This window comes from Amphibacillus sediminis NBRC 103570 (assembly GCF_001552275.1).
GTDB classification, from domain to species: domain Bacteria; phylum Bacillota; class Bacilli; order Bacillales; family Amphibacillaceae; genus Amphibacillus_B; species Amphibacillus_B sediminis.
This window is the reverse complement of sequence record NZ_BCQW01000005.1, coordinates 70,616-92,801: the sequence shown is the minus strand read 5'-3', so window position 1 is coordinate 92,801 and position 22,186 is coordinate 70,616. Positions and strand designations below refer to the sequence as shown.

At 38.4% G+C, this 22,186-nt stretch carries 19 protein-coding genes; 12 read left to right on the top strand and 7 right to left on the bottom strand.

The genetic code is table 11. The features are described from left to right. Nucleotides 1-52: 52 nt before the first annotated feature. The gene (locus ASE01S_RS05550) at nt 53-592 is read left to right on the top strand and encodes a GNAT family N-acetyltransferase (protein ID WP_067839577.1); all 540 of its coding nucleotides are present in this window, start codon (nt 53-55) and stop codon (nt 590-592) included. A gap of 263 nt (nt 593-855) precedes the next feature. Here ASE01S_RS05550 and ASE01S_RS05545 read toward each other — a convergent pair whose 3' ends face one another. After that, entirely contained in the window at nt 856-1,560 is a 705-nt protein-coding gene (locus ASE01S_RS05545; RefSeq protein WP_067839574.1) for an HAD family hydrolase, read from the bottom strand. A gap of 721 nt (nt 1,561-2,281) precedes the next feature. On the opposite strand from ASE01S_RS05545, the gene serC reads away from it, so the two are divergent. Further along, nucleotides 2,282-3,361 carry a 3-phosphoserine/phosphohydroxythreonine transaminase gene (serC, locus tag ASE01S_RS05540; RefSeq protein ID WP_067839571.1) on the top strand — a complete coding sequence of 360 codons (1,080 nt, stop codon included), beginning with the start codon at nt 2,282-2,284 and terminating at the stop codon, nt 3,359-3,361. A 164-nt stretch (nt 3,362-3,525) separates the two neighbouring features. Here serC and ASE01S_RS05535 read toward each other — a convergent pair whose 3' ends face one another. Next, nucleotides 3,526-4,551, bottom strand: coding sequence for a LacI family DNA-binding transcriptional regulator (locus tag ASE01S_RS05535; protein WP_067839568.1), 1,026 nt, complete (start codon nt 4,549-4,551; stop codon nt 3,526-3,528). Between the two features lie 981 nt (nt 4,552-5,532). Here ASE01S_RS05535 and ASE01S_RS05530 point away from each other — a divergent pair. Continuing rightward, nucleotides 5,533-6,084, top strand: coding sequence for an NAD(P)H-dependent oxidoreductase (locus ASE01S_RS05530; protein ID WP_067839565.1), 552 nt, complete (start codon nt 5,533-5,535; stop codon nt 6,082-6,084). 480 nt (nt 6,085-6,564) lie between these two features. Here ASE01S_RS05530 and gdhA read toward each other — a convergent pair whose 3' ends face one another. After that, nucleotides 6,565-7,920, bottom strand: a complete 1,356-nt coding sequence (gene gdhA, locus ASE01S_RS05520) for an NADP-specific glutamate dehydrogenase (RefSeq protein WP_067839559.1) — start codon at nt 7,918-7,920, stop codon at nt 6,565-6,567. 463 nt (nt 7,921-8,383) lie between these two features. On the opposite strand from gdhA, the gene ASE01S_RS05515 reads away from it, so the two are divergent. The 3 genes from ASE01S_RS05515 (at nt 8,384) to ASE01S_RS05505 (ending at nt 11,274) form a co-directional block, all read left to right on the top strand. Beyond that, nucleotides 8,384-9,556, top strand: coding sequence for a TraB/GumN family protein (locus tag ASE01S_RS05515; protein ID WP_067839555.1), 1,173 nt, complete (start codon nt 8,384-8,386; stop codon nt 9,554-9,556). Between the two features lie 234 nt (nt 9,557-9,790). After that, nucleotides 9,791-9,979 carry a hypothetical protein gene (locus tag ASE01S_RS05510; RefSeq protein ID WP_067839552.1) on the top strand — a complete coding sequence of 63 codons (189 nt, stop codon included), beginning with the start codon at nt 9,791-9,793 and terminating at the stop codon, nt 9,977-9,979. Between the two features lie 665 nt (nt 9,980-10,644). Next, complete coding sequence (locus ASE01S_RS05505) at nt 10,645-11,274, top strand: CPBP family intramembrane glutamic endopeptidase (protein WP_083512024.1); 630 nt, start codon at nt 10,645-10,647, stop codon at nt 11,272-11,274. Nucleotides 11,275-11,389: 115 nt separating this feature from the next. Here ASE01S_RS05505 and ASE01S_RS05500 read toward each other — a convergent pair whose 3' ends face one another. After that, entirely contained in the window at nt 11,390-12,871 is a 1,482-nt protein-coding gene (locus tag ASE01S_RS05500) for an aminotransferase class V-fold PLP-dependent enzyme (RefSeq protein WP_067839546.1), read from the bottom strand. A 369-nt stretch (nt 12,872-13,240) separates the two neighbouring features. On the opposite strand from ASE01S_RS05500, the gene ASE01S_RS05495 reads away from it, so the two are divergent. From ASE01S_RS05495 to treR, 5 genes are all read left to right on the top strand, one after another. Next, complete coding sequence (locus ASE01S_RS05495; RefSeq protein WP_067839543.1) at nt 13,241-13,846, top strand: YpjP family protein; 606 nt, start codon at nt 13,241-13,243, stop codon at nt 13,844-13,846. 467 nt (nt 13,847-14,313) lie between these two features. Next, nucleotides 14,314-14,661: a hypothetical protein gene (locus tag ASE01S_RS05490; protein ID WP_067839540.1), complete on the top strand. Its 348-nt coding sequence runs from the start codon at nt 14,314-14,316 to the stop codon at nt 14,659-14,661. Between the two features lie 154 nt (nt 14,662-14,815). Further along, entirely contained in the window at nt 14,816-16,252 is a 1,437-nt protein-coding gene (gene treP / locus ASE01S_RS05485; RefSeq protein ID WP_067839537.1) for a PTS system trehalose-specific EIIBC component, read from the top strand. Nucleotides 16,253-16,585: 333 nt separating this feature from the next. Further along, a complete protein-coding gene (gene treC / locus ASE01S_RS05480; RefSeq protein WP_067839534.1) occupies nt 16,586-18,268 on the top strand; it encodes an alpha,alpha-phosphotrehalase in 1,683 nt (560 codons plus the stop codon). A 37-nt stretch (nt 18,269-18,305) separates the two neighbouring features. Next, nucleotides 18,306-19,019: a trehalose operon repressor gene (treR, locus tag ASE01S_RS05475; RefSeq protein ID WP_067839531.1), complete on the top strand. Its 714-nt coding sequence runs from the start codon at nt 18,306-18,308 to the stop codon at nt 19,017-19,019. Between the two features lie 286 nt (nt 19,020-19,305). Here the strand turns inward: treR and trhA are convergent, their stop codons facing one another. Continuing rightward, entirely contained in the window at nt 19,306-19,953 is a 648-nt protein-coding gene (gene trhA, locus ASE01S_RS05470; protein ID WP_067839528.1) for a PAQR family membrane homeostasis protein TrhA, read from the bottom strand. A gap of 136 nt (nt 19,954-20,089) precedes the next feature. Between trhA and ASE01S_RS05465 the strand changes: the two genes are divergently transcribed. After that, nucleotides 20,090-20,677 carry a DUF1836 domain-containing protein gene (locus ASE01S_RS05465; RefSeq protein ID WP_067839525.1) on the top strand — a complete coding sequence of 196 codons (588 nt, stop codon included), beginning with the start codon at nt 20,090-20,092 and terminating at the stop codon, nt 20,675-20,677. 86 nt (nt 20,678-20,763) lie between these two features. Here the strand turns inward: ASE01S_RS05465 and ASE01S_RS05460 are convergent, their stop codons facing one another. Together ASE01S_RS05460 and ASE01S_RS05455 are read right to left on the bottom strand one after the other, a co-directional pair. Further along, nucleotides 20,764-21,018 carry a hypothetical protein gene (locus ASE01S_RS05460; RefSeq protein WP_067839522.1) on the bottom strand — a complete coding sequence of 85 codons (255 nt, stop codon included), beginning with the start codon at nt 21,016-21,018 and terminating at the stop codon, nt 20,764-20,766. A 96-nt stretch (nt 21,019-21,114) separates the two neighbouring features. Continuing rightward, nucleotides 21,115-21,924, bottom strand: coding sequence for a DUF2268 domain-containing putative Zn-dependent protease (locus ASE01S_RS05455; RefSeq protein ID WP_067839519.1), 810 nt, complete (start codon nt 21,922-21,924; stop codon nt 21,115-21,117). Between the last annotated feature and the right edge of the window lie 262 nt (nt 21,925-22,186).

Below are 22,186 nucleotides of genomic sequence, written 5' to 3'. Positions count from 1 at the left end.
TTCAGTTAGAGCAAGTATTTTGTGAAACAAATCAAGCCTTGGTGGTGATTGAATGGTTATATTAGAGTTTTTTACCGAAGTAGATTTTCAAACTTTAATCGATTGGAACAATGATTTGTCTGAGCGGTTTCTGTTTCAATGGGCTGGTCATGAATTTGAATACCCATTGACGAAGGAGCAATTAGAAAAATATTTAGATGGGGCAAATCGCCCTGATGGAAACCGATTTATATATCGCGTTATTGATTCGAACTCAAGGCGTGTCATTGGGCATTTACAAATAAGTGGGCGAGATCAGGATCATGGCAGTGCCCAGATAACGCGTGTTTTAGTCGGTGAGCAGAGTGATCGTGGAAAAGGCTACGGACGGCAAATCATCCATGCAGCTTGTCAGCTTATTTTTGATCAATGGGGCATGCATCGAGCTAGTCTGCGAGTTTTTGACTTTAATCGTGCCGCGATAAGCTGTTATGAAAAGGCTGGCTTTCAAATGGAGGCCTTATTTAGAGAAGCCAGAAAAATGAATGGGCAATATTTTGACTTGTGTGAAATGAGCCTGCTGGACCATGAATGGTGTGCCTTAAAGTACTAAAGCACGAGCATAATTGAGAAGATGGAGTATGTACATTTAAGCGGATGCATAGGTTTTCAGCGAAAAGTTATCGAGTGAAACTCGATAAAATCTGGGGTGCAGATAAGCCAAGGCTTAATTGATTGTTTATACACGGTTCTTTGTCAAATGAAGTGGTTTGTCCATTCACAACACTCCATTTGACTAAAGAACTATCATCAGACTTTAACTTACTCACAGTGTGTTGCTGAATTATCAATAACTAAATGTGAAAGCTAAAATGGTTAAGTTATATGGGTTAGGTAGTCTAAGAGTGCTTTGGCGCTTGTCACGGTTCGATCCGGTTTAAAAGATGATTTCGGCTGCTCTCTTCGTCTATGGTTAAACCAAATGGCTTTCCAACCTGCCTGCTTTGCACCAACCACATCATTTTGATAAGTGTCACCGACATACCAAGTGCTTTCTCGATCGATAGGCATGCACTGTTCGATATACCGAAATGGACCGATAGTGGGTTTGGCTGTTCCAATTGCCCCAGAAATAAAACAATACTCAGCTTTTATCCACTTTGACAAGCCAAGTTGTTCAAATTTCATTTTTTGATGATCTGTGTTCCCGTTGGTCAGGACTGCCAATTGGACTTTTTTTTGAGTAAGCTGATCAAGGAGCTGGTTGATTTCTAGGAAAAGCTTAATCTGCCTCTGATTAGATTGATAGGCGTTTTGAAAGGCGATGGCTTGATCAGCTGAAATGGATAGACCAAATTCCTTACAAGCTGCAGTTATTCGGTAAATTTGTAAATCTAATGTAGAAATAATACCTTGTTGTTCTTGCTCAAAGACTTCATCGCTATAGTGGCGACTAGCTAAATAAATTTGATTGACTAATTGATCCGGTAGTGATGAAGATATAACCGTATAGAAGGCTTCTTTAAAAGGGCGTATCTGATCATATAGTGTATCATCGAGATCGAAAATTATCGTATTCATTATCTTTGCTCATTACCTTTCTTTATTTATCTTGTTTCATTTATCATAACATGTAATTACATAATATATTAGAGTGAAAGGTAGTGGCAAAATATATCGCAGTATAACTGGCTGGGGCTGCGATTACTCGCCCCGTCGAAGGGCTTTTGTAAGACTCCCACTTCAAAGAAATAAGGGAACACGCCATGTCTAAATGGGAGATCCAACATTCAGTAACGGCCCGATTGGTTCAACTAACGTTCAGTTGGTGAGAGAGAAAGCTGACTAAGTTCGCGACGTCGTGTCGCAACGTCTGCACGAGCACCTCCGATGTGTCGCCCCCACTGAACGAAGTTTCACTTTATTTTAAGTTGTAAAAATTTTAAGAATATTCACCTTGAAAAATAATCCGAATATTGATAAACTATTCACAATTAATATTCGTCATTAACAACCAAAGTTCTGTTGATTTAACTTCATGCAGCAGAAGACTCCCCCTTCTATAAGTGGTGAGCTGAATGCCTATTTGTATTCAGGGTCGAAACCCCGGCTGAATAAAGTTAAAATCTCCGGCGGATGCCACAAAGTTTCAGGGGAAATATATCGAGCTACGCTCGATAAAACCTGGGCGCAAATACACCAAGGCGAATTTGATTTGATTAAAAAAGCTCACGTGCCTTTTTAATCGTATGTCTTATGATATTGTTTGTCAGAAAATCTAACAAAGTAGGTGTGTGATAAGGTGAAGACAGTATATAACTTTTCAGCTGGTCCATCAGCATTACCAAAGGACGTATTGGCAAAAGCTCAATCGGAATTACTTAGCTACAATGGCTCAGGAATGTCAGTGATGGAATTAAGTCATCGGTCTAATTTATTTGCTCAAATTATAGCTGATGCTGAAGCAAGATTAAGAGAGCTTTTATCCATCCCGAATCAATATCGGGTTTTGTTTTTGCAAGGAGGAGCTTCACAGCAATTTGCTATGGTGCCAATGAACTTAATGATCAAACATCAAAAAGCAGATTATGTCATTACAGGATCATGGTCTCAGAAAGCGTTCAAAGAAGCAGAGAAATTTGGTCAGGTTCGAATTGTTGGGCAGACTAGCAACAACCAGATTCCTGAATTATCACAAGATATGTTTGACCCAGAAGCGGATTATGTTCACATCACCACGAATAATACAATTGAAGGAACTGCTTTTCATGATCTACCGGATACAGGTTCAATTCCATTAGTTGCAGATGCATCTTCTAATCTATTATCTACACCTTTAGATGTTACTAAGTTTGGTCTTATCTATGCAGGTGCACAGAAGAATATTGGCCCTGCTGGTTTAACAGTCGTCATTATTAGAGAAGATTTACTAGGGCACACGTCAGAGACAGTTCCAACGATGCTAGATTATAAGACTCATGCAGATAAAGCTTCACTTTACAATACACCGCCAACCTTTGCTATCTATATGGCCAAGCTCGTATTTGAATGGTTGTTAGATTTAGGGGGCTTGAGCGAAATTGAAAAAATAAATCGTCAAAAAGCTGAATTACTCTATCAAACACTCGATCACTCAAAGCTATTTGAAGCACCTATCGATCCTAAATATCGGTCGATCATGAATATTCCTTTTAAAACGATTGATAACAATCAGGAGTTGGAAGCTGCCTTTATTAAAGAGGCACAGCTTCAAGGGTTGGAAACGTTAAAAGGGCATCGTTCTGTTGGAGGTATGCGGGCAAGTATTTATAATGCCATGCCATATGAGGGTGTTGAAGCATTAGTTGAATTTATTCAGCAATTTGAGCGAAAGCATAGCTAAATAGTTAAAGAGCATAGAAAGTCTATTGATTAGACGTGACTGTGCTCTTTTTTGTTTAAGCGATAAACAGATGGCATTTTTTAAGCTAATGGTATTGCGCAAATACACCGAGGGGCATTTGATTATCATGACGTAAATGGGTGTTACCGCCAAATTAACAGTAATTAGTCAAGTTTACGAGTGGATTGACGAAACTTGATCGCATATGGCACAATAACCCGTCTAGCAGGCTCGTCGTCCTTTGTCTTGAGTTGTTCTATTAAGCATTTAGCGCTTTGAATTCCCAATTTATAAATCTGAATATCGACCGTCGTTAAAGGTGGTCGGGTAATTTCTGATAAATAGAGATTATTAAAGCTTGTGATTGAAACATCATCCGGACAATCTAATCCCAATGTCTCAAGCATATTAATAACACCCAAACTCATCATATCATCTGCAATGACCATAGCAGTAGGTGTTTTTTTAAGTGCGAATAATTGTTCAACTGCTTTCTTTCCGCTCGATCGTAGAAATTGGTCATGAACAATGTAGTCTTGACAAACTTCAATGCCAACCTCTGATAGAGCAGATTGATAGCCGAGCAAACGATCCTTAGTTACCATCAAATCAGTCGTTCCACCAATAAAGGCAATATGTTGGTGGCCAAAAGATATAAGATGATTCGTTAACTCACGGCTTGCTTCAATATTATCGTTATCGACGTAGGTGATCTGACTTTCATTTTTGTAAGGTTTACCAACCACCACAAAAGGGAAATTTTCTTCAACAAGGAAATCCATGATTGGATCGTTCACTCGAGAATAGAGTAAGATAATACCATCAACTCGATGGCCATAAACCATCCGCTTTACTTCATCAAATAGCTGTTCATCGTCACCCCCGGTTGATACATATAATGAATACTCGGTTTCATGGGCAATGCTTCCGATCCCACGTAAAACCTCAGGAAAAAATGGGTTTTGTAATGCCGTTTCAGCAGATGATGGCATAATAACTCCAATTGCTTGTGTAGAACGGACAGCAAGATTTCGAGCATTAACATTCGGGTGGTAACCTAGCTCTTTCATCGCTTTTCTAACACGTTTTTTCGTGTTCAAACTAATGCGTGGGCTATCAGCAATTACTCTTGATACAGTTGAAGGGGCAACATTTGCCTTTTTTGCGACATCTTTTATCGTAACGGCCATCTTTACTTCATCCTCTTGTCTGTTTTTGATTAAAATAAGTTATTTATCGCAGTGTAACTGGCTTAAGACTCCCAGTTCAAAAAATAAGGGAACACGTCATTTCTAGGTGGGAGATCCAACAGCCAGTAACGGCCCGATTGGTTCAACTAACGTTCAGTGGGGGAGAGGAAGCTGACTAAGTTCGCGACGTAGCGCAATGTCTGCACGAGCACATCCTATGCGTCGAAATCCCCACTGAACGAAGTTTCAGTTTATGCAAGCGTTTGTGAATGTAAATAAATCATTAATTTTTATTATATAGGATGTCGCTTTAATTTAAAATAGTCGAGTTAATTTTATTAGTAAAAGACAGTGGATCTAGTGATTATTATAGCCGTAACTATAATACTTGTGCTACCAAGCTAAATCAGCGCCAATTGTGCAATCGGTTGCTTTTTATGGCGATAGAGCTATGGAAATAGAGAGTAAACTCGCTTAATTGTTCAAGAAGGGGAGTTAGTTTCATTAGGAGTGATTAGCTGGAGAATACGAGATATTGATAGCATGCTTGATAATCATTTATCTGGGGGTCTACTTCTATTTTTGGGGCATGGCTGTGGCTTTAGTTGTGATAGGTGTTTAGGTTAATAACGCTTTGTCTGGTGACGAATTGTGCATTAGTAGTCTTGCAATAATATGTATGTTGTCATTAGCTCAAGAAAGTGGTGGATTAAGTAGAACGACTAAGGTCACCACTTCCATTCAAAGTCAGGTTGGTACTGATCAGATAAAAATAATCCCAACAATAATAGCAACAATAATGGTTATTCCACTTCTAAGATCAATTATAGGAATTCGATCCATAGCAATCACTCCATATTATTATATTTTTTTATTATAGCACATAATTCCGATATATATAGTGGGTAATTTAAAAAAACATATTCAAGCCATGTTTAACATAGGCTGAATTAGTATGAATAAGAGTAGGGTGGTGAGAAAATGGAACGTATATTTATTATTAATGGTCACCAGTATTATCCGCATAGTCAAGGGCTACTAAACAAAACGATAACAGAGCATATGGTGAAGCGTTTATCGGCAAAGTATCAGGTCAAGGTTACTTATGTTGATCAAGGTTATTTAGTTACTGAGGAGCAAGATAAATTTATCTGGGCCGATTGTGTTATTTATCAAACACCAATTTTTTGGTTTAGTATCCCAGGGAAGTTCAAGCAATACTTTGATCAAGTGTTAAAATCAGGCGTCTTTTATAAGCGCCAAGATCGGTATGGACAAGGTGGATTACTGACAGACAAATTTTATATGCTATCCACAACGTGGAGTGCTCCAGAAGATCAGTTTGCTACACATGGCGGATTTTTCGAAGGAAGATCCCTTGATGAGGCACTTTTCCATTTGCATCGAATGCAAGCCTACATCGGAATGCGTCGTTTAAAGACATTTGCGCTATATAATGTAGTTAGAGAACCTGACATTAAAAAAGGACTTGTCCTGTTAGATCAACATTTGGAGGAGGTCTTTGATTTATAAGTGACTAATCAGATTTGGTTTGAAAGGGTCATGAAATAATCAGCAAAGGACAATTTTGATTACTTATCCTTACTTTAAAAGAGGCTGACTCGACTAGTTTATGGGTGTAAAAAGGCTAAGAGCATTCGACTGCTCTATTATATAGGCTATTTGTTGTGAAGGCTTTTGGAAGTTTAGAAAAAAAGCCGCAAATAAAAGGCTTCCCTTCAGAGTGATATGCTCCCCTTAAGTAAACAGATTTTTATTTTTTAACCTGTCTACCTTAAGGGGAGCTATTTATTTGATTCAGCAGAAATCCCCCCCTTCTAAAAGTGGTGAGATGAATGCTTATTTGACTCCCCCACTGAACGAAGTTTCACTTAATTTGTTATTCATTCAGTGGGTAACGAACCCCGGCTGGCCTCCAGCGGAAGCCACAGGATTGCAGTGGAAATTTATCGTGAGAAGCTCGATAAAATTTGGTTGCAAATATGATTAAACTTATATTAATCCTTGGGCGATCATGGCATCTGCTACCTTTAAAAATCCGGCAATATTTGCACCTACAACTAGGTTTCCTGGTTTGCCATATTTTTCAGCCGCCTGCATACTATTATGGTAGATATTTCTCATGATTTCTTGGAGCTTTTCATCAACATCTTCAAATTTCCATGAAAGACGTGCACTATTTTGCGCCATCTCTAATGCTGATACGGCTACTCCACCAGCATTGGCAGCTTTTGCTGGGCCGAATAATACTTTGTTTTCTAAGAAAACATCGACCGCTTGTAATGTTGAAGGCATATTAGCACCTTCAGCTACTGCAATAACACCATTTTCTACTAAACGTTTAGCTGATGCTTCGCTAAGCTCATTTTGTGTCGCACACGGCAGTGCGATGTCACAAGGGATCGTCCAAATATTTTCAAACCCAACGTGAAACTCAGCTTCAGGATGTTCATCAACATAGGCTTTAATCCGTTTACGTTCTACTTCTTTTAACCGCTTTACGGTATCGAGTTTAATGCCTGTTGGATCATATACATACCCATTTGAATCACTACAAGCAATCACTTTCGCTCCGAGTTCAAGTGCTTTTTCCATTGCATAAATGGATACATTACCAGAACCAGATACGACAACGGTTTTGCCTGAAAGGCTATCGCCTTTATCCTTGAGCATTTCTTGTACGAAGTAGACTGTTCCATAGCCAGTTGCTTCAGTTCGGGCTAAGCTACCACCAAATCCTAAGCCCTTTCCTGTAAGAACACCAGCTTGATAACCGCCTTGGATTTTTTTATATTGACCAAATAAATAACCCACTTCTCGAGCTCCTACACCAATGTCACCAGCAGGAACATCTGTGTCAGGTCCGATATGCTTGGACAACTCGGTCATGAAGCTTTGGCAAAAACGCATGACTTCATTGTCTGATTTTCCTTTAGGATCGAAGTCAGAACCACCCTTTCCACCACCGATAGGTTGACCAGTTAAAGAATTTTTGAAGATTTGTTCAAAGCCTAAGAACTTGATAATACTCGCATTAACAGATGGGTGGAAGCGCAAGCCACCTTTATAAGGACCGATAGCACTGTTGAACTGAACGCGAAAGCCGCGATTTACTTGAATTTTACCTTCATCATCTAGCCACGGTACACGGAATGAAATAATACGTTCAGGTTCAACCATTCGTTCAAGAATAGCGTGATCAATGTAAGAAGGATTTTGATCAAAGACGGGTACGAGTGAATCGAATATTTCCTTAACCGCTTGATGGAATTCTGTTTCATTAGGATTCCGTTTTGTGACGGTTTCATAGACATGATTAACATAATCGACAGCAACTTGATGTGACATCGTGTGTCTCCCTTCCTTTCCTAAATTATCAAATAATTTAGAAACTTAACGAATACAATTAAGTTTAGCTAATGTCAGAAAATATAACAATATAAAACAAACATTAAATTAATCACTTAGATAGATTGGTTTTACTTGTGTTGAGGCAATTTTATCATTGAATCAATATAATAATACTGATTTTTGATGGATTCATACTTATATGTGATTGCATTAATAAAGAGGTGAGATTTTTCATTTTGGTTTCGATTGCTTTTGTGTAAGCTTGTCTAACAATGGTGAACCTTTCATTCACCTCTTTATTTGTGATATAGCTTTAACTATGTTAGATCCACTTTAAGTCTTGAGCTAAAATAAAAGAAGGATTTGGATTTGCCGTCGTCTCACTGTAGGTTATTTCTATTCAATCACTCACAATTAAGTTATACTAGGAATTAGAGAATTTTTGAAGGAAGGTACGTTAATGGCTGAAAATGAACAATATATAACTCGAATTGAGCATAATGGCAAGGAATTGATTTTGATTGGAACCGCCCATGTATCCAAAGATAGTGCGGCGCAGGTAAAGGCTGTCATTGATGCCGAAAGACCGGATACGGTTTGTGTTGAATTGGACAAACAGCGCTATCAATCGATTATGGATGGTGACCGATGGAAGAATACAGATATATTTAAAATCATTAAGGAAAAAAAAGCTACATTGTTACTAATGAATTTAGCGATCTCATCCTTTCAAAAAAGAATAGCCAAACAATTTAATATTGAAGCAGGCCAGGAAATGATTCAAGGTATTGAATCTGCTAAGGAACATGGGGCTAAGCTAGTCCTAGCTGACCGTAATATTCAGATTACATTCGCACGGATTTGGCATGGTGTAGGCTTTAAAGGGAAGATGCTTCTTTTGACGCAAGTAGCTGCTGGAATTTTCTCAAATGAATCGATCACTGAGGAAGAATTAGAGAATATGAAAAATCAGGATTCAATCAATAGTATTTTGAATGAATTCACTGAGCATTTTCCCCGACTGAAAAAGCCGCTCATTGATGAACGGGATCAATACTTAGCTGAAAAAATAAAACGAGCCCCAGGGCAAAAAATTGTTGCTGTCTTAGGTGCTGCTCATGTGCCGGGGATAGAAAGAGAGCTAGCTAAGGAGCATGATCTGGCTCAACTAAATGCTGTTCCACCTAAACCGAAATGGCCGAAAATAATTGGTTGGTCAATCCCAATTATGATTATTGGACTGATATTAGCTACCTTCTATCTAAATCCAGTTGCAGGTTGGCAACAAATGCTAAGTTGGCTATTATGGAATGGCTCGTTTTCAGCACTAGGTGTCGCTTTAGCTTTAGGCCATCCACTTGTGTTTTTAACAGCCTTCCTAACCGCGCCTATTACCTCCTTGAATCCTTTAATGGCTGCAGGTTGGTTTGCTGGTTTTGTCCAGGCTTATGTCAATAAACCACAGGTGGCAGATTTTGAAAAGCTAAATCATGATGTCCATACGATAAAAGGCTTTTGGCAAAATAAAGTAACACGTATTTTGTTAGTAGTTGTGTTAGCAAACCTTGGCAGTACCTTAGGTACAATTATCGCTGGGACTGATATTGTCCGCCTTTTTATGAATAATTTGTAATGTTCGGATTGAGATGGAATAGTTATAGAATAAATGTTCAAATAAAGATGGAGTTGTAGCGCTATATACTTCATCTTTTTCTATTGGATTCTATAGAAATTAAAAAGGCTTAGCGTATTTGCACCCGGACATTATCAAAAGAAGCTTAATAAAGTTCGGCTGAAAAAGTTATAATGATAAAAAGTTTACCAAATGACGAAAAGGCTAATTAGGGATAGAAGGAGGCATCGGTCTATGAAAAAGTTAAGAGTCACCACAGATTTAAAAGATAGCTTAATTCCTCTAGGAATGATGTCTGGTTGTGCGATTGGTGTCATTTTGGGTATATTTATCAACCCTGCTTTGCTTGTATATACAGTTTCGATAGGAACGGGCATCGGCTATTTACTTGGCGTTATGGCATTTGCCATTTTGTCGCAGTGAAACTAGCTGGGGCTGCGATTACTCGCCCCATCAAAGGGCTTTTGTAAGACGCCCACTTCAAGAAATAAGTGAACACGTCATGTCTAAGTGGGAGATCCAACAGCCAGTAACGGACCAATTGGTTCAACTCACATTCAGTGGGGGAGAGAGGAAGCTGATTAAGTTCGCGACGACGTCTGCACGAGCACACCCTAAGCGTCGAAACCCACTGAACGAAGTTTCACTTTATCGTAAGTCAGAGGAATGACGTTTGCGAATATGAATAATCGTACTCAAAAAGAAGTATGCTTTAATGACTATACTTATTTTTGACCGATGGACTAGTGAAGTAGAGTAAGACTTTGCTACTTAAAGATTCAAACTAGCACTAATATAACAATAAAACTATCCCTTATCTGAAGGTGATTGACATACCACAAGGTGGACAGTGGTGTTTTCAAAATACTCGTTTAAAATTGATATCCACTAGCTAATCTATTTAGCTTTTATTGAACAAGTGAGTACCAAAGGCGGTAATTAAAGTGTGAGAGGAGAGGCAGATAAAAAAAAAGGATCCATTCATTTCATATCAACAAAAACAACATAGTGTACAAGGAGAGCATGAAGGAGCCCGCTTAACTTGGACGACTTTCATTTTATTTATCATATCTTATTTAGGTCTAACGATGGCGATAGGCTTTGTCCTGTCTTTAATTGTATTAGTTACTGATTTATTACTTGGAACGCATTTAAAGGATGTCATCATGATGACCCAGTATTTATCTTTGTTCGATGCACTTAGTTTTGCTATTGCTTTGCTCTTTTATCGATCTGTCCGATCATTTTTAAGTCGTGCTTTTACCACCGAGCCATTAAAGCAATGGCACTCCTACCTTTTCCTTATTGTGGCATTTGTCGTAATATATGTGGCACAATGGGTCATTATTGATCTTCTTAAATGGGAAATAGCTGGGAGTCAAATCGAACTTTTCGGTCTTGATCAAATGGAGTTAAATGGTATTCATCTATTCTTTTTAGTTATCGCCTTTGTATTTACAGCACCTATATTAGAGGAAATATTGTTTCGAGGCATTATCTTTGGTTTTTTAAAAACAAGAACAGCTAAGTTCTTTGCTTTATTGTTAGCTTCGCTTACCTTTGGTTTACTTCATCCAGGACATATCCTGTCCGCAACAGTAATGGGAGCTGTCTTTACCTTATTGTATGACAAAACAAAGACCTTGTGGATGTCCATTCTATTGCATATGGCTTGGAATAGCTTGGCAACATATAGTTTGCTTTCTTTTGTCATGTAATTCGAACAAAAATTGTAAAACGTTATCGTAAACGGTATGTTCATGAAGCAACCCGTCCCCAACAAGTCTTATTTCGCTTGGCTGGGGTTTGGGCTGCTTTTGTATTTATTATTAATTATTCATCGTATAGAGCTCGAATTAAAGAAGGATTTTGACTTGAAAAACGATGACTAAATTTGTCTGAATGTTTGTCATAGTGATAATCGATAGCCCATGTATCATAATGTTCGACTATATTTTGGAGTGCATATAGTAAATAGTCTAGCTCTTGATTTTGTATAATAGGGTGTAGAGAGATGCGTATCCATCCAGGGCGAAACGATTGATCCCCTTTTTTGAACATTTCAACCATTTTATTAGAGTAGGCTTTTGATAGATTTAGCAAGCTGTGTCCATATGGACCCGCACAGGCACAGCCGCTTCTTACTTGAATCCCGAAACGATCGTTTAATAGCTTAGCGATGAGATGATGATGCTTACCCTTAACAACAAAAGAAATAATACCTAGCCGTTTTGCTTGTACTGGATAGGCTAAAATATTGATGTCTCTGATCTGGGCTAATCTTGGTAAAAAATATTGCATCATTTCCTGTTCGCGTTTGTCGATCAACTTTGTAGTCATCTTCTCTTTGAGTTGGATAGCTAATGCGGCTCGAATCGTCTGAAGAATAGCGGGTGTTCCCCCATCTTCTCTTGCTTCGATGTCATGTAAATATTGATAGTCTCCCCATTTGTTAGTAAAAAGGACCGTTCCGCCTCCCGGTTGATCTGGTACATCATTTGTTAAACAATGCCGATTAACAATTAAAATACCTGAAGCCCCAGGTCCACCGAGAAATTTATGGGCAGAGAAAGCTATTCCATCTAAATAACTAAGTTCATCATTTGGATGCATATTAATCGGTACATAAGGCGCGGAAGCCGCAAAATCAATAAAGCAAAGCCCATTGTACTGATGCATTAGTTTTGCAAGCTGATTATAATTCGTTTGAATGCCGGTGACGTTTGAACAAGCTGTAAATGCTCCAATTTTAACTGGCCGATCCTGATAGCGGATAAGGGCATGTTCTAATTGTTCTTGGTCAATTTGGTGATGCTTTGTTAATGGGATAACAACAACATCGCCAATTGTTTCACACCACGATAAATAGTTAGAGTGATGTTCCATTAATGAGGTGAAAATGACAGGGCGTTGTTCAGGCTCTAGCAAAAATGATTGGTTTAATGAAGCAGGTACACGAATGCTAATTAACCGCTGAAGCTTATTCAGTGCATCGGTTGTTCCTGAACCGACCGGGAGTATTAGATCATCTTCTGACGCATTAACATGGGCTCTGATAATTTGCTTAGCATGATGGTAGCATTCTGTCATAAGCTGACCAGTACTACTGTGCTCTGTATGTGTATTGCTTATCCAAGGTCCAACAACTTCGATCATCTTTTTTTCAATTGGTCGATACAAGCGACCACTTGCTGTCCAATCCATATAAATGAGTGGATATCGTCCATAAGGTGTTTGTATCGTTTGGTCTATACCAATAGTCTGTTTGCGAAACGTATTAAAGTAGTGTTCAAGATCTTGGTTAGTTTGACTCATTTTATCACCTCATTTGCTATATGGTTATCATATGTAGGATTCTGCTTCAACGTTTATTGAAATAGGAAAAGTGGGGCGATCAAAATTTGTGGATCTATTGTTTTTTGCTCCTGCTCAATTGTATGAAGAAGAAGCCCAATTGATAGGATGATTAATGTCGATTTCCAGATCGGCACATGCCATTACTGGGCTATGTCTCGTTAGTGCGTGAGTGATACTAGCCTGATCACCTGGCCAAGCAAAAAATCTGAATGTTGATAAATTGATAAGATGTCAAATTGATTACAGATCTCTTTTATTAATAGACAACTTTCTAAATTATCGGTAAAATAGAGATAATTAGCATTAAAGATTAGGAGGTGGTAGATCTTGAAGCTTTGGTTGAAAAAACTGTTTGTCGCAACAATTGCTGTGATGACATTAGGTTTATATGTTCCGGCTATTAACCTCGATGCTCATACTGAGTCGGACAATAAGGAAGTTGAGGCACCAAAGAAACAAGCGGACACTAATTCTAGTGAACAAACATATGATCATACCACTCCTTTATTCGATACAGTTGAAATTCCAGAAAGTAGACCGATCGATCAAATTATTACACAGGCAAGGCATACGACTATTGAGAAGTTGGGACCAAGAATATTAAGTAAAGTCGATCAAGAAGTCCAACAGGAAATTTTGCCGCTAATGGATCATGTAGTCGCCACATTAATTGAAGACTATTTGCTTGATGATCAGGATCGTATTCTTTTAATTGAACAGGCTATTCCTGGATATGGTGAAAAGATATTTGATTTGTATCATGAAGGCAAGGATGAAATTATAGCTAAATTTCATGTTAGACGTGATAATCGACCGTTAGAAGGATATTGGTTTAACTTTCACTACCATACAATTGAAGATCACTTTGAAACACATTACCCAATTGGGGAAGTATATTGGAGTAAAAATACACCACCGAAATGGATGGGGTAAAAAAGAATTCAGCAGACGTTGGATTCTTTTTTTTTGCCCAGCAGGGGAATAATAAGTATTATATGTTGCTGGGATGTAGAAGGGCTGAGTTATTTATTGCAGTGTAACTGGCTGGGACTGCGATTACTCGCCCCATCGAAGGGCTTTTGTAAGGCTCCCCCTTCAATAAATAAGGGAACAGGTCATGTCTAAGTGGGAGCTCCGACAGCCAGTAACGGCCCGATTGGTTCAACTAACGTGAGAGGAAGCTATCTAAGTTTGCGACGTTGTGTGGCAACGTCTGCACGAGCATATCCTATGCGTTGAAACCCCCACTGAACGAAGTTTTACTTTATTAGTACAGGTATTTAACAGGCTTTGAGTGTCGTGTTTGCTTACTAGAACAACATCATTGTATGTTTGATTTTAAAATTATCGGGAAAAACTAACATGAACCCACTAAAAATTGAGTAAAGGCGGTGCGGATAATGAAAGAAGTTCAGGTATATTTGCGAAATGAAGACGAAGCGGAAAATCTTCGAAGCAAGTTAAATAAATATGATACAGAAAACATAATGCTTGATCATATTGAGCATAATAGCATGGATCACTTGGTAGTTCCGTATATTCAGACAGGTTCAACGGCTTCGGATGCCCCACAAACTATGGCAGGACCTATATCTTTAGCGGCTTATCAGGAAATTATTGGTGAAGAGGATGATCGTGAGCAACGCCGAACGGTTTTAAGTTTTAAAGTGAGTGAACACGACTTTAATCATGTCCTTACTGAAATTCACAATGCTGATGGATATGTAGATCGAGCTGTATTTGAATAACATTTTCAAATATTATTATTTTTCTCTTGACTAACTTGTATATACAAGTTAGAATGAAAACGCAAACAGGAACTTGTATATACAAGTTGTCCTAAGCACTTATTCTTGTTATGTTGTTGTATCATACTTTTGATCAAGAGAAAGGAGTAAAAAAATGGCTAAATATACGGATTCAGCTAAAGAGCTGTTAGAGCTTGTTGGGGGTAGTGACAATATTTCGGTTGTTACCCATTGTGCAACACGAATGCGGTTTGTCTTAAACGACAATAGTAAAGCTGACGCAAAGAAGATTGAGGCCATGGATATGGTTAAAGGGACATTTACCAATGCAGGGCAATTCCAGGTTATTATTGGGAATGAGGTCGCCACATTTTATAATGAATTTACGGATATTGCTGGAGTAGGGGATTCATCAAAAGAGGATGCAAAGGTTGCAGCTAAGCGAAACATGAACTTTTTACAACGCTTAATTTCTAATCTTGCAGAAATTTTTACACCGCTTATTCCAGCGCTTGTTGTAGGAGGACTGATTCTAGGTTTTCGTAACGTCATCGGCGATATAGCTGAGTTTGGGCCGAATAATGACCAAGCATTGATTGAGCTTTCACAGTTTTGGGCAGGTGTTCACTCATTTCTATGGTTAATTGGTGAAGCCATCTTTCACTTTCTCCCTGTAGGGATTGTCTGGTCGATTACACGAAAAATGGGCACAACCCAAATCCTCGGTATCGTATTAGGTTTAACACTGGTTTCTCCGCAATTATTAAATGCATACGGTGTCGCTGAGGCAGCAGAAATACCATTCTGGGATTTTGGTTTTGCAACTGTTGATATGATCGGATATCAAGCACAGGTTATTCCAGCAATGCTGGCTGGTTTTGTATTAGCTTATTTAGAAATCGGTTTGCGTAAGGTCATTCCTAACGTGGTTTCCATGATCTTTGTACCATTCTTTGCTCTATTACCAGCAGTTTTAATTGCTCATGTCGTGCTAGGGCCAATTGGTTGGGTGATCGGTGACTGGATTTCTAATATTGTTTATGCAGGCCTAACTTCAGCACTAGGCTGGTTATTTGCAGCTGTCTTTGGTTTTGCATACGCACCTCTTGTTATTACAGGCTTGCACCATATGACTAATGCGATTGATCTACAGCTTATGGGGCAATTCGATGGAACAAACCTATGGCCGATGATTGCCCTATCTAATATAGCGCAAGGTTCAGCAGTTCTAGCGATGATTTGGCTGAATCGTAGAGATGAAAAAGAACAACAAGTGTCTGTTCCGGCTATGATATCCTGTTATCTGGGAGTTACAGAGCCGGCAATGTTCGGGATTAATCTAAAATATGGCTTTCCTTTTTTAGCCGCTATGATTGGTTCAGGTATAGCAGGTGTGATTTCAGTAGGGAGCGGGGTTATGGCAAACTCAATTGGCGTTGGGGGTATCCCTGGTTTTCTATCGATTCAAACCGCCCACATTATGATGTTCTTTGTTGCTATGGCGGTAGCCATTGTTGTCCCAGTTGTTTTAACACTGTTATTAGCACAAACAAAAATGGGCAAAAATGCATACCAGCGTTTAGGAAAATAATGATAGATTGAATAAGTAACAGCCATTTTATCCAGTGATCATTCTGGTTGAGATGGTTGTTACTATTTTAGCCATGCTGTACAGCTAGTTTTAACTTCATTTAGCAGAAGTCTCCCACTTCTAAAAGTGGTGAGATGAATGCCCATATTTGTCTTCCATTCAGTCGGGGCTCAAACCTCTGCTGAAAAAAGATAAAGCCTCTGGTGGATGCCACACAGATTTTCCAAAGGAAAATTATCGAGCTTGCTCGATAAAATCTGGATGGACGTACGCCAAGGCATTTGAATTTAGATGGTTATCTAGAGAAAATAACTGCGATAAGGGGATGAAAGAGTGACACAACCTTGGTGGAAAAAATCTGTTGTTTATCAGATTTATCCTAAAAGCTTTAAAGATACTTCTGGAACCGGTACAGGAGATATCAATGGAATAATTGAAAAGCTTGACTACTTAAAAGAGCTTGGGGTAGATGTGATCTGGCTGACACCTATCTATGAATCACCTCAGAATGATAATGGTTATGATATATCAGATTATTATCAAATATTCCGGGAATATGGTACGATGGATGATTTTGAACAGCTCTTAGCTGAAGCCCATCGACGGGATTTAAAGATTATTATGGATATTGTGGTTAACCATACCTCCACAGAGCATGGCTGGTTTAAAGAGTCATTAAAAAGCAAGAAAAGTCCATATCGTGATTTTTATATTTGGAAGGATGGTAATAATGGCGCTGAACCGACCAATTGGCAATCCAAATTTGGTGGAAGTGCGTGGCAATATGATCAAGGAACAGATCAGTACTACCTGCATTTATTTGATGTATCGCAAGCCGATCTTAACTGGGAAAATGAACAAGTGCGTGATGAAGTTTATCGTATGATGAATTTCTGGATTGATAAAGGTGTCGATGGTTTCAGGCTAGATGTGATCAATCTTATTTCTAAGGACCAATCCTTTCCTAATGATGACGGTTCTGTTCCTCCAGGTGATGGTCGAAAATTTTACACAGATGGTCCTAAAGTTCATCAGTATTTGCATGAAATGAATCAGCGAGTATTTAAAGGAAAAGAGCTAATCACAGTTGGGGAAATGTCTTCAACATCAATTGAGAATTGTATTAAATACACAAAACCAGAACGAGAAGAGCTCGACATGACGTTTAGCTTTCATCATTTAAAGGTTGATTATCCAAATGGTGAAAAATGGACGATCGCTCCATTTGATTTCAAGGCATTAAAACAGATTTTATCGAAATGGCAGGTTGGTATGCATCAAGGTGGGGGCTGGAATGCATTATTTTGGTGTAACCACGATCAGCCTCGAGTAGTCTCTCGGTTTGGTGATGATCAGATCTACCATAACCAATCAGCTAAAATGCTAGCCACTACAATGCATATGATGCAAGGAACACCTTTTATTTATCAAGGAGAAGAGTTTGGTATGACTAACCCTAACTTTTCTTCAATTGATCAATATCGTGATGTGGAGTCGCTCAACATGTATCGCATCAAACAAGCAGAAGGTATGCCTGAGCAAGAAATTCTAGCCATTCTCAAAGAAAAGTCACGAGATAACTCCCGAACACCAGTACAGTGGAATAGTAGTGAAAATGCAGGCTTCACAGACGCCACACCATGGATTAATGTGGCAGATAATTATCAGACGATTAATGCCGAGAGTGCTATAGCTGATCCTGACTCAATCTTTTACCATTATCAAAAGCTGATTCAGTTAAGGAAAAAGCATCCGATTATTACAGAGGGAAATTATCAGTTGATTTTACCACAGCATCATGCTATTTTTGCTTATGTAAGACAAGCTGGTGATGAACAACTCATTGTTTTAAATAATTTTTACCCAGAGACGACACGTTATGATATTCGTGCAGAGCTAAAGCAGTCAATAAGCCATACCGAAGTACTAATTAGTAATTACCAAAATCAACAAGGTACGGTTTTTGAAGGTGAATTACGTCCATATGAGTCAGTTGTTTATCATGTAAAAGCTTAGTCATAAATTTGCTGCAGAATGAGGACGTTGCTGTGATATGAAGAATAAGTATTTCATTATTTATCAAGAACTTGCAGAGCAGATCGAAGCTGGCAACTGGGAAGTGGGTCAGTTTCTGCCTTCAGAGAACGAACTAAAGGATTACTACCAAACCTCACGGGAGACGATTCGCAAAGCGTTAAGTTTACTTTCGCAAAATGGTTATATCCAGAAAGTACGAGGTAAGGGATCCTTAGTTATTGAAAGAAATAAGTTTGATTTTCCTGTTTCGGGATTGGTTAGCTTTAAAGAGCTTTCAGAGAAATTAAAACAAGATTTTCGCACTGTTGTGCATGATTTAAGCTTAATCAGACCAAACCGTCATATCCAAAAACAGCTGCAAATAAAGGCAGATGATAACATTTGGCGTGTGATCCGAACGCGAGATTTAGCAGGTGAAGGTGTTATTCTGGATAAGGATTTCTTAATTGCAAGTTGTGTACCAGAGTTAACCGAAGCTGTTTGTCAAGACTCTATTTATGCTTATTTAGAAGGTGAGTTAGGCTTAACCATTAGCTTTGCTAAAAAAGAAATTACAGTTGAAGAACCTACCATTGAAGATCGAGAGCTTCTTCAGTTGGAAGGCTTCCAGAATATTGTTGTGATTAAGAACTTTGTTTATCTCGATGATGCTACACTGTTTCAGTATACTGAATCACGACACCGCCCCGACCGTTTTCGGTTTGTTGATTTTGCTAGACGACATCAATAGCCATGCTAGACGCAGAAAAATCGCCTTATCTTTTTAGAATTTGATTTAGTGACAAATTCAAAAAAATAGGCGATTTATTTATGGCTAAAAGTAAGGAGTGAGCGTCTGTTGACCTGCTTTAGGTAGAAGAGCATTAAAAGCTCTCTTCTCATTTATTCTCCCGCTTGCTAAGAACATATTGTGCTATTTGTGAAGAGGGGAGAAATATATAAATGTCCTGCATATTCGCCAGTAAAACAATAATGTACGCCCATTACAGAAGTCAGACCGAACTAACTACAGCTTGCTAAAGAACATAATAGTAAATACTGATAAAATGCAGGAGTGATCCTGCTAAAATAAAAAGGTGAAAGATTTCATGGAAGCCCATATGCTTTAAGTTGAGCCAACGTGGTTTTATTGCATAGATAATACCACCAACAGTGTAGACAATCCCGCCTGCTAATAACAAGAAAACCCCCATCTTTGCCATATTAGCTAACAGAGGTGCAGCAACAACGACAATGATCCACCCCATTACAATGTACAGGACGGTAGAAAGCCATCGAGGACAAGTAAACCAAATCAACTTAAACAGGATACCGCTAATGGCCGTTAGCCAAATGATAGCTAATAGACTCCATCCGACCGGGCCGTTTAATGTAATAAGACAAAATGGTGTGTAAGTCCCAGCAATCAGCATAAAGATCATGGCATGATCGAGTTTGCGTAGCCAAGCAATAATATGATCGCGTGCGACTACCATATGGTAGGTTGCAGACGCAGAATAAAGTAAAATCATACTAATGCCGAATATGATAACCGACAAAATCGCACTGATTGTTCCAATATTCATTGAAGCTTTAATGGTCATGGCAAGTAAAGCAATAAAACTAAGAATGGCACCAACTAAATGGGTTAAGCCATTGATGGGCTCTCTAATATAACGATTCATTATTATCCCCCTATAACAACATGTAGTTATCAATACTACATATCATAATAAATGGAATTACTTGATCTGTCAACTTTGCGATTAGATCTGGTTAAGCTATAATTAAGCTAGCATAAAAAAGAAATGAGGGTTTATCATGTCAAACTTAGCGGAATTACTGGTAGCTTTGCATCAAGATACTTGGATTGAATTAGCGGATATTCCTGGTTTAGACCTTTATATGGATCAAGTTACCCAGTTATTCGAACAAACGCATCAGAGAGTAAAGCGTGATGAAAACGAGAAGGTTATGACTAAAACGATGATTAATAATTATGTAAAGGATAAACTGCTCTTTCCAATTAAAAATAAAAAATATTCAAAAGAACATATTATTCTGATTCAGCTTATCTATCAATTAAAGGGAGCCTTGTCAATCAATGATATTAAGGAGATGCTTTCAACATTAAATGCTAGAATAGTCAATGAAGACATTGATTTAGCAGAGATTTATCAGAGTTATACAGCCTTATTGGAGCAGCAGTCCAATGATTTTAAACAGGATATTGTTGATTTAGCCGGACTAATTAACCAGCAGTTAACAAAGCAGAATGAATCTGATGCTTATATCGAACAACTTTTAATGGTTAGCTCGCTTGTCCATTACAGTAATATGTATCGAAAATTAGCTGAACGACTAGTTGATCAAATTAGTGAAGGTCAGCAATCGAAAGAAAAAGAATAATGGTTCATCGTCACATTTTCAGTAGGGGAAACTAGGATGTTCCCCTATTGAAAAATGCTCCTACATAGAGAGAAATTTAACCTTTCTTACCAGAAAAAGAATGGAAGCAAAGCTACTGTGGCAATTGCTCCTAAAGCAACTCCCCAACCAAAACCTGGACGCCAAGGGTAGCCATATCCATAGAAACCGAAGCCTAAACCTCGTTCTCTGGCTTGTAGTGGTGTTAAGTACACATGGGAGTTTGTCACACGGCTGATTACTCCACGGTGTTCTCGACCATCTACCGTCCGAATCAATACAGGGCGGCCAATGTTCTGACAACAATATTGGTAGTGGGACATAAGTTAGCTCCTTTCAGAAATAATACGACATTTAAGTCGATACTATAGGGTATGATAACTATTAATTTTGTGATGAGGATAATAGTCTAGTTTTAATTAAATTGCCGATTCAATAATCGTTTGAGTGGGCAAATAAAGCCATTCTTTAAATGGTCGAGGCGATTGCTCACCCCCCTTTTTTAGTAGATGTAAACTAATTTGATAACCGAGAAAGCTAATATTGTTATCCATCCCATACATTAATTGGTCAATGATCGGATGAGTAATGGGATAGTCGAGATAAGGCTCAAACCTCTTTTTCCAGTAATACTTAAATTGATCGTCAGTTAATTTTTGATAAATGAACTGATCTGTAATGTGTGGTAGGCTATGTTCAACAGCTACTGCCGCTAATCCCTCGAGGACAATTAAATCTTTAAGCGTTAGTTGATCAAGCTTAAGCTGATTAATCCGACAGTAATGGCTGTATTCATGAATCACAACGGCTTTTACATGTTCGATTGAATGATGAGGCTGTACGAAGATAAAGAGTATTTGATCAATGATTGCCCCTGTGACACCATGGAATTGTTCTGTGATGATGTGAGAATCTAAATTCGCCGGAAGAATAATGGTAGGGGGCAAAGGCTGTTGCCACTGCTTACTTAGTTGATTTAAGGTTTGCTCAACAACAGATTGAATGAATGACCAATCAATGTTTGCTTCGGTTATCAAGGTATCAACTTGCTCTGGAGGAAATAAGCCATAGTGCAGCAATTCATTATGAATGGAGAGTAAATCCTGATGTGTATAGGGCTTAAGCAGCGGTTCAATCAAGTACTCTAATTGGTGGATAAGCAACTGTTCTTTATCTTCTGGTGAGCTTTGTAAATAGCTTGTGAGGATTGTTTCCACTTGGATAATCATCATATTCAGCTCCTATTTTAATTGATTTACAATAAGCTATGATTCGGTTTGTTAATCGTTGACATTAATCCAAAAAGCTATTTACGTAACTCGCCTATTGTAGTACGATAGAGAATAATTTAACTTCATTCAGCAGAAGTCTCTAACTTCTAGAAGTGGTGAGATGAATGCCACAGATTTTCAGCGGAATTTTATCAAGCGAAGCTCGATAAAATCTGGGCGCAAATGCACCAAGGCGGATTTGAGATGACATAAATCTTAT

Bases quoted from the DNA above. Each gene is read 5' to 3' on its own strand.
- treP (WP_067839537.1), top strand. From the start codon at position 14,816: ATGGCTAAATATACGGATTCAGCTAAAGAGCTGTTAGAGCTTGTTGGG.
- ASE01S_RS05545 (WP_067839574.1), bottom strand. From the start codon at position 1,560: ATGAATACGATAATTTTCGATCTCGATGATACACTATATGATCAGATA.
- gdhA (WP_067839559.1), bottom strand. From the start codon at position 7,920: ATGTCACATCAAGTTGCTGTCGATTATGTTAATCATGTCTATGAAACC.
- ASE01S_RS05455 (WP_067839519.1), bottom strand. From the start codon at position 21,924: ATGATTATCCAAGTGGAAACAATCCTCACAAGCTATTTACAAAGCTCA.
- ASE01S_RS05510 (WP_067839552.1), top strand. From the start codon at position 9,791: ATGAAAAAGTTAAGAGTCACCACAGATTTAAAAGATAGCTTAATTCCT.
- ASE01S_RS05490 (WP_067839540.1), top strand. From the start codon at position 14,314: ATGAAAGAAGTTCAGGTATATTTGCGAAATGAAGACGAAGCGGAAAAT.
- treR (WP_067839531.1), top strand. From the start codon at position 18,306: ATGAAGAATAAGTATTTCATTATTTATCAAGAACTTGCAGAGCAGATC.
- ASE01S_RS05535 (WP_067839568.1), bottom strand. From the start codon at position 4,551: ATGGCCGTTACGATAAAAGATGTCGCAAAAAAGGCAAATGTTGCCCCT.
- trhA (WP_067839528.1), bottom strand. From the start codon at position 19,953: ATGAATCGTTATATTAGAGAGCCCATCAATGGCTTAACCCATTTAGTT.
- ASE01S_RS05460 (WP_067839522.1), bottom strand. From the start codon at position 21,018: ATGTCCCACTACCAATATTGTTGTCAGAACATTGGCCGCCCTGTATTG.
- ASE01S_RS05465 (WP_067839525.1), top strand. From the start codon at position 20,090: ATGTCAAACTTAGCGGAATTACTGGTAGCTTTGCATCAAGATACTTGG.
- ASE01S_RS05505 (WP_083512024.1), top strand. From the start codon at position 10,645: ATGGCGATAGGCTTTGTCCTGTCTTTAATTGTATTAGTTACTGATTTA.
- ASE01S_RS05530 (WP_067839565.1), top strand. From the start codon at position 5,533: ATGGAACGTATATTTATTATTAATGGTCACCAGTATTATCCGCATAGT.
- ASE01S_RS05515 (WP_067839555.1), top strand. From the start codon at position 8,384: ATGGCTGAAAATGAACAATATATAACTCGAATTGAGCATAATGGCAAG.
- ASE01S_RS05500 (WP_067839546.1), bottom strand. From the start codon at position 12,871: ATGAGTCAAACTAACCAAGATCTTGAACACTACTTTAATACGTTTCGC.
- ASE01S_RS05550 (WP_067839577.1), top strand. From the start codon at position 53: ATGGTTATATTAGAGTTTTTTACCGAAGTAGATTTTCAAACTTTAATC.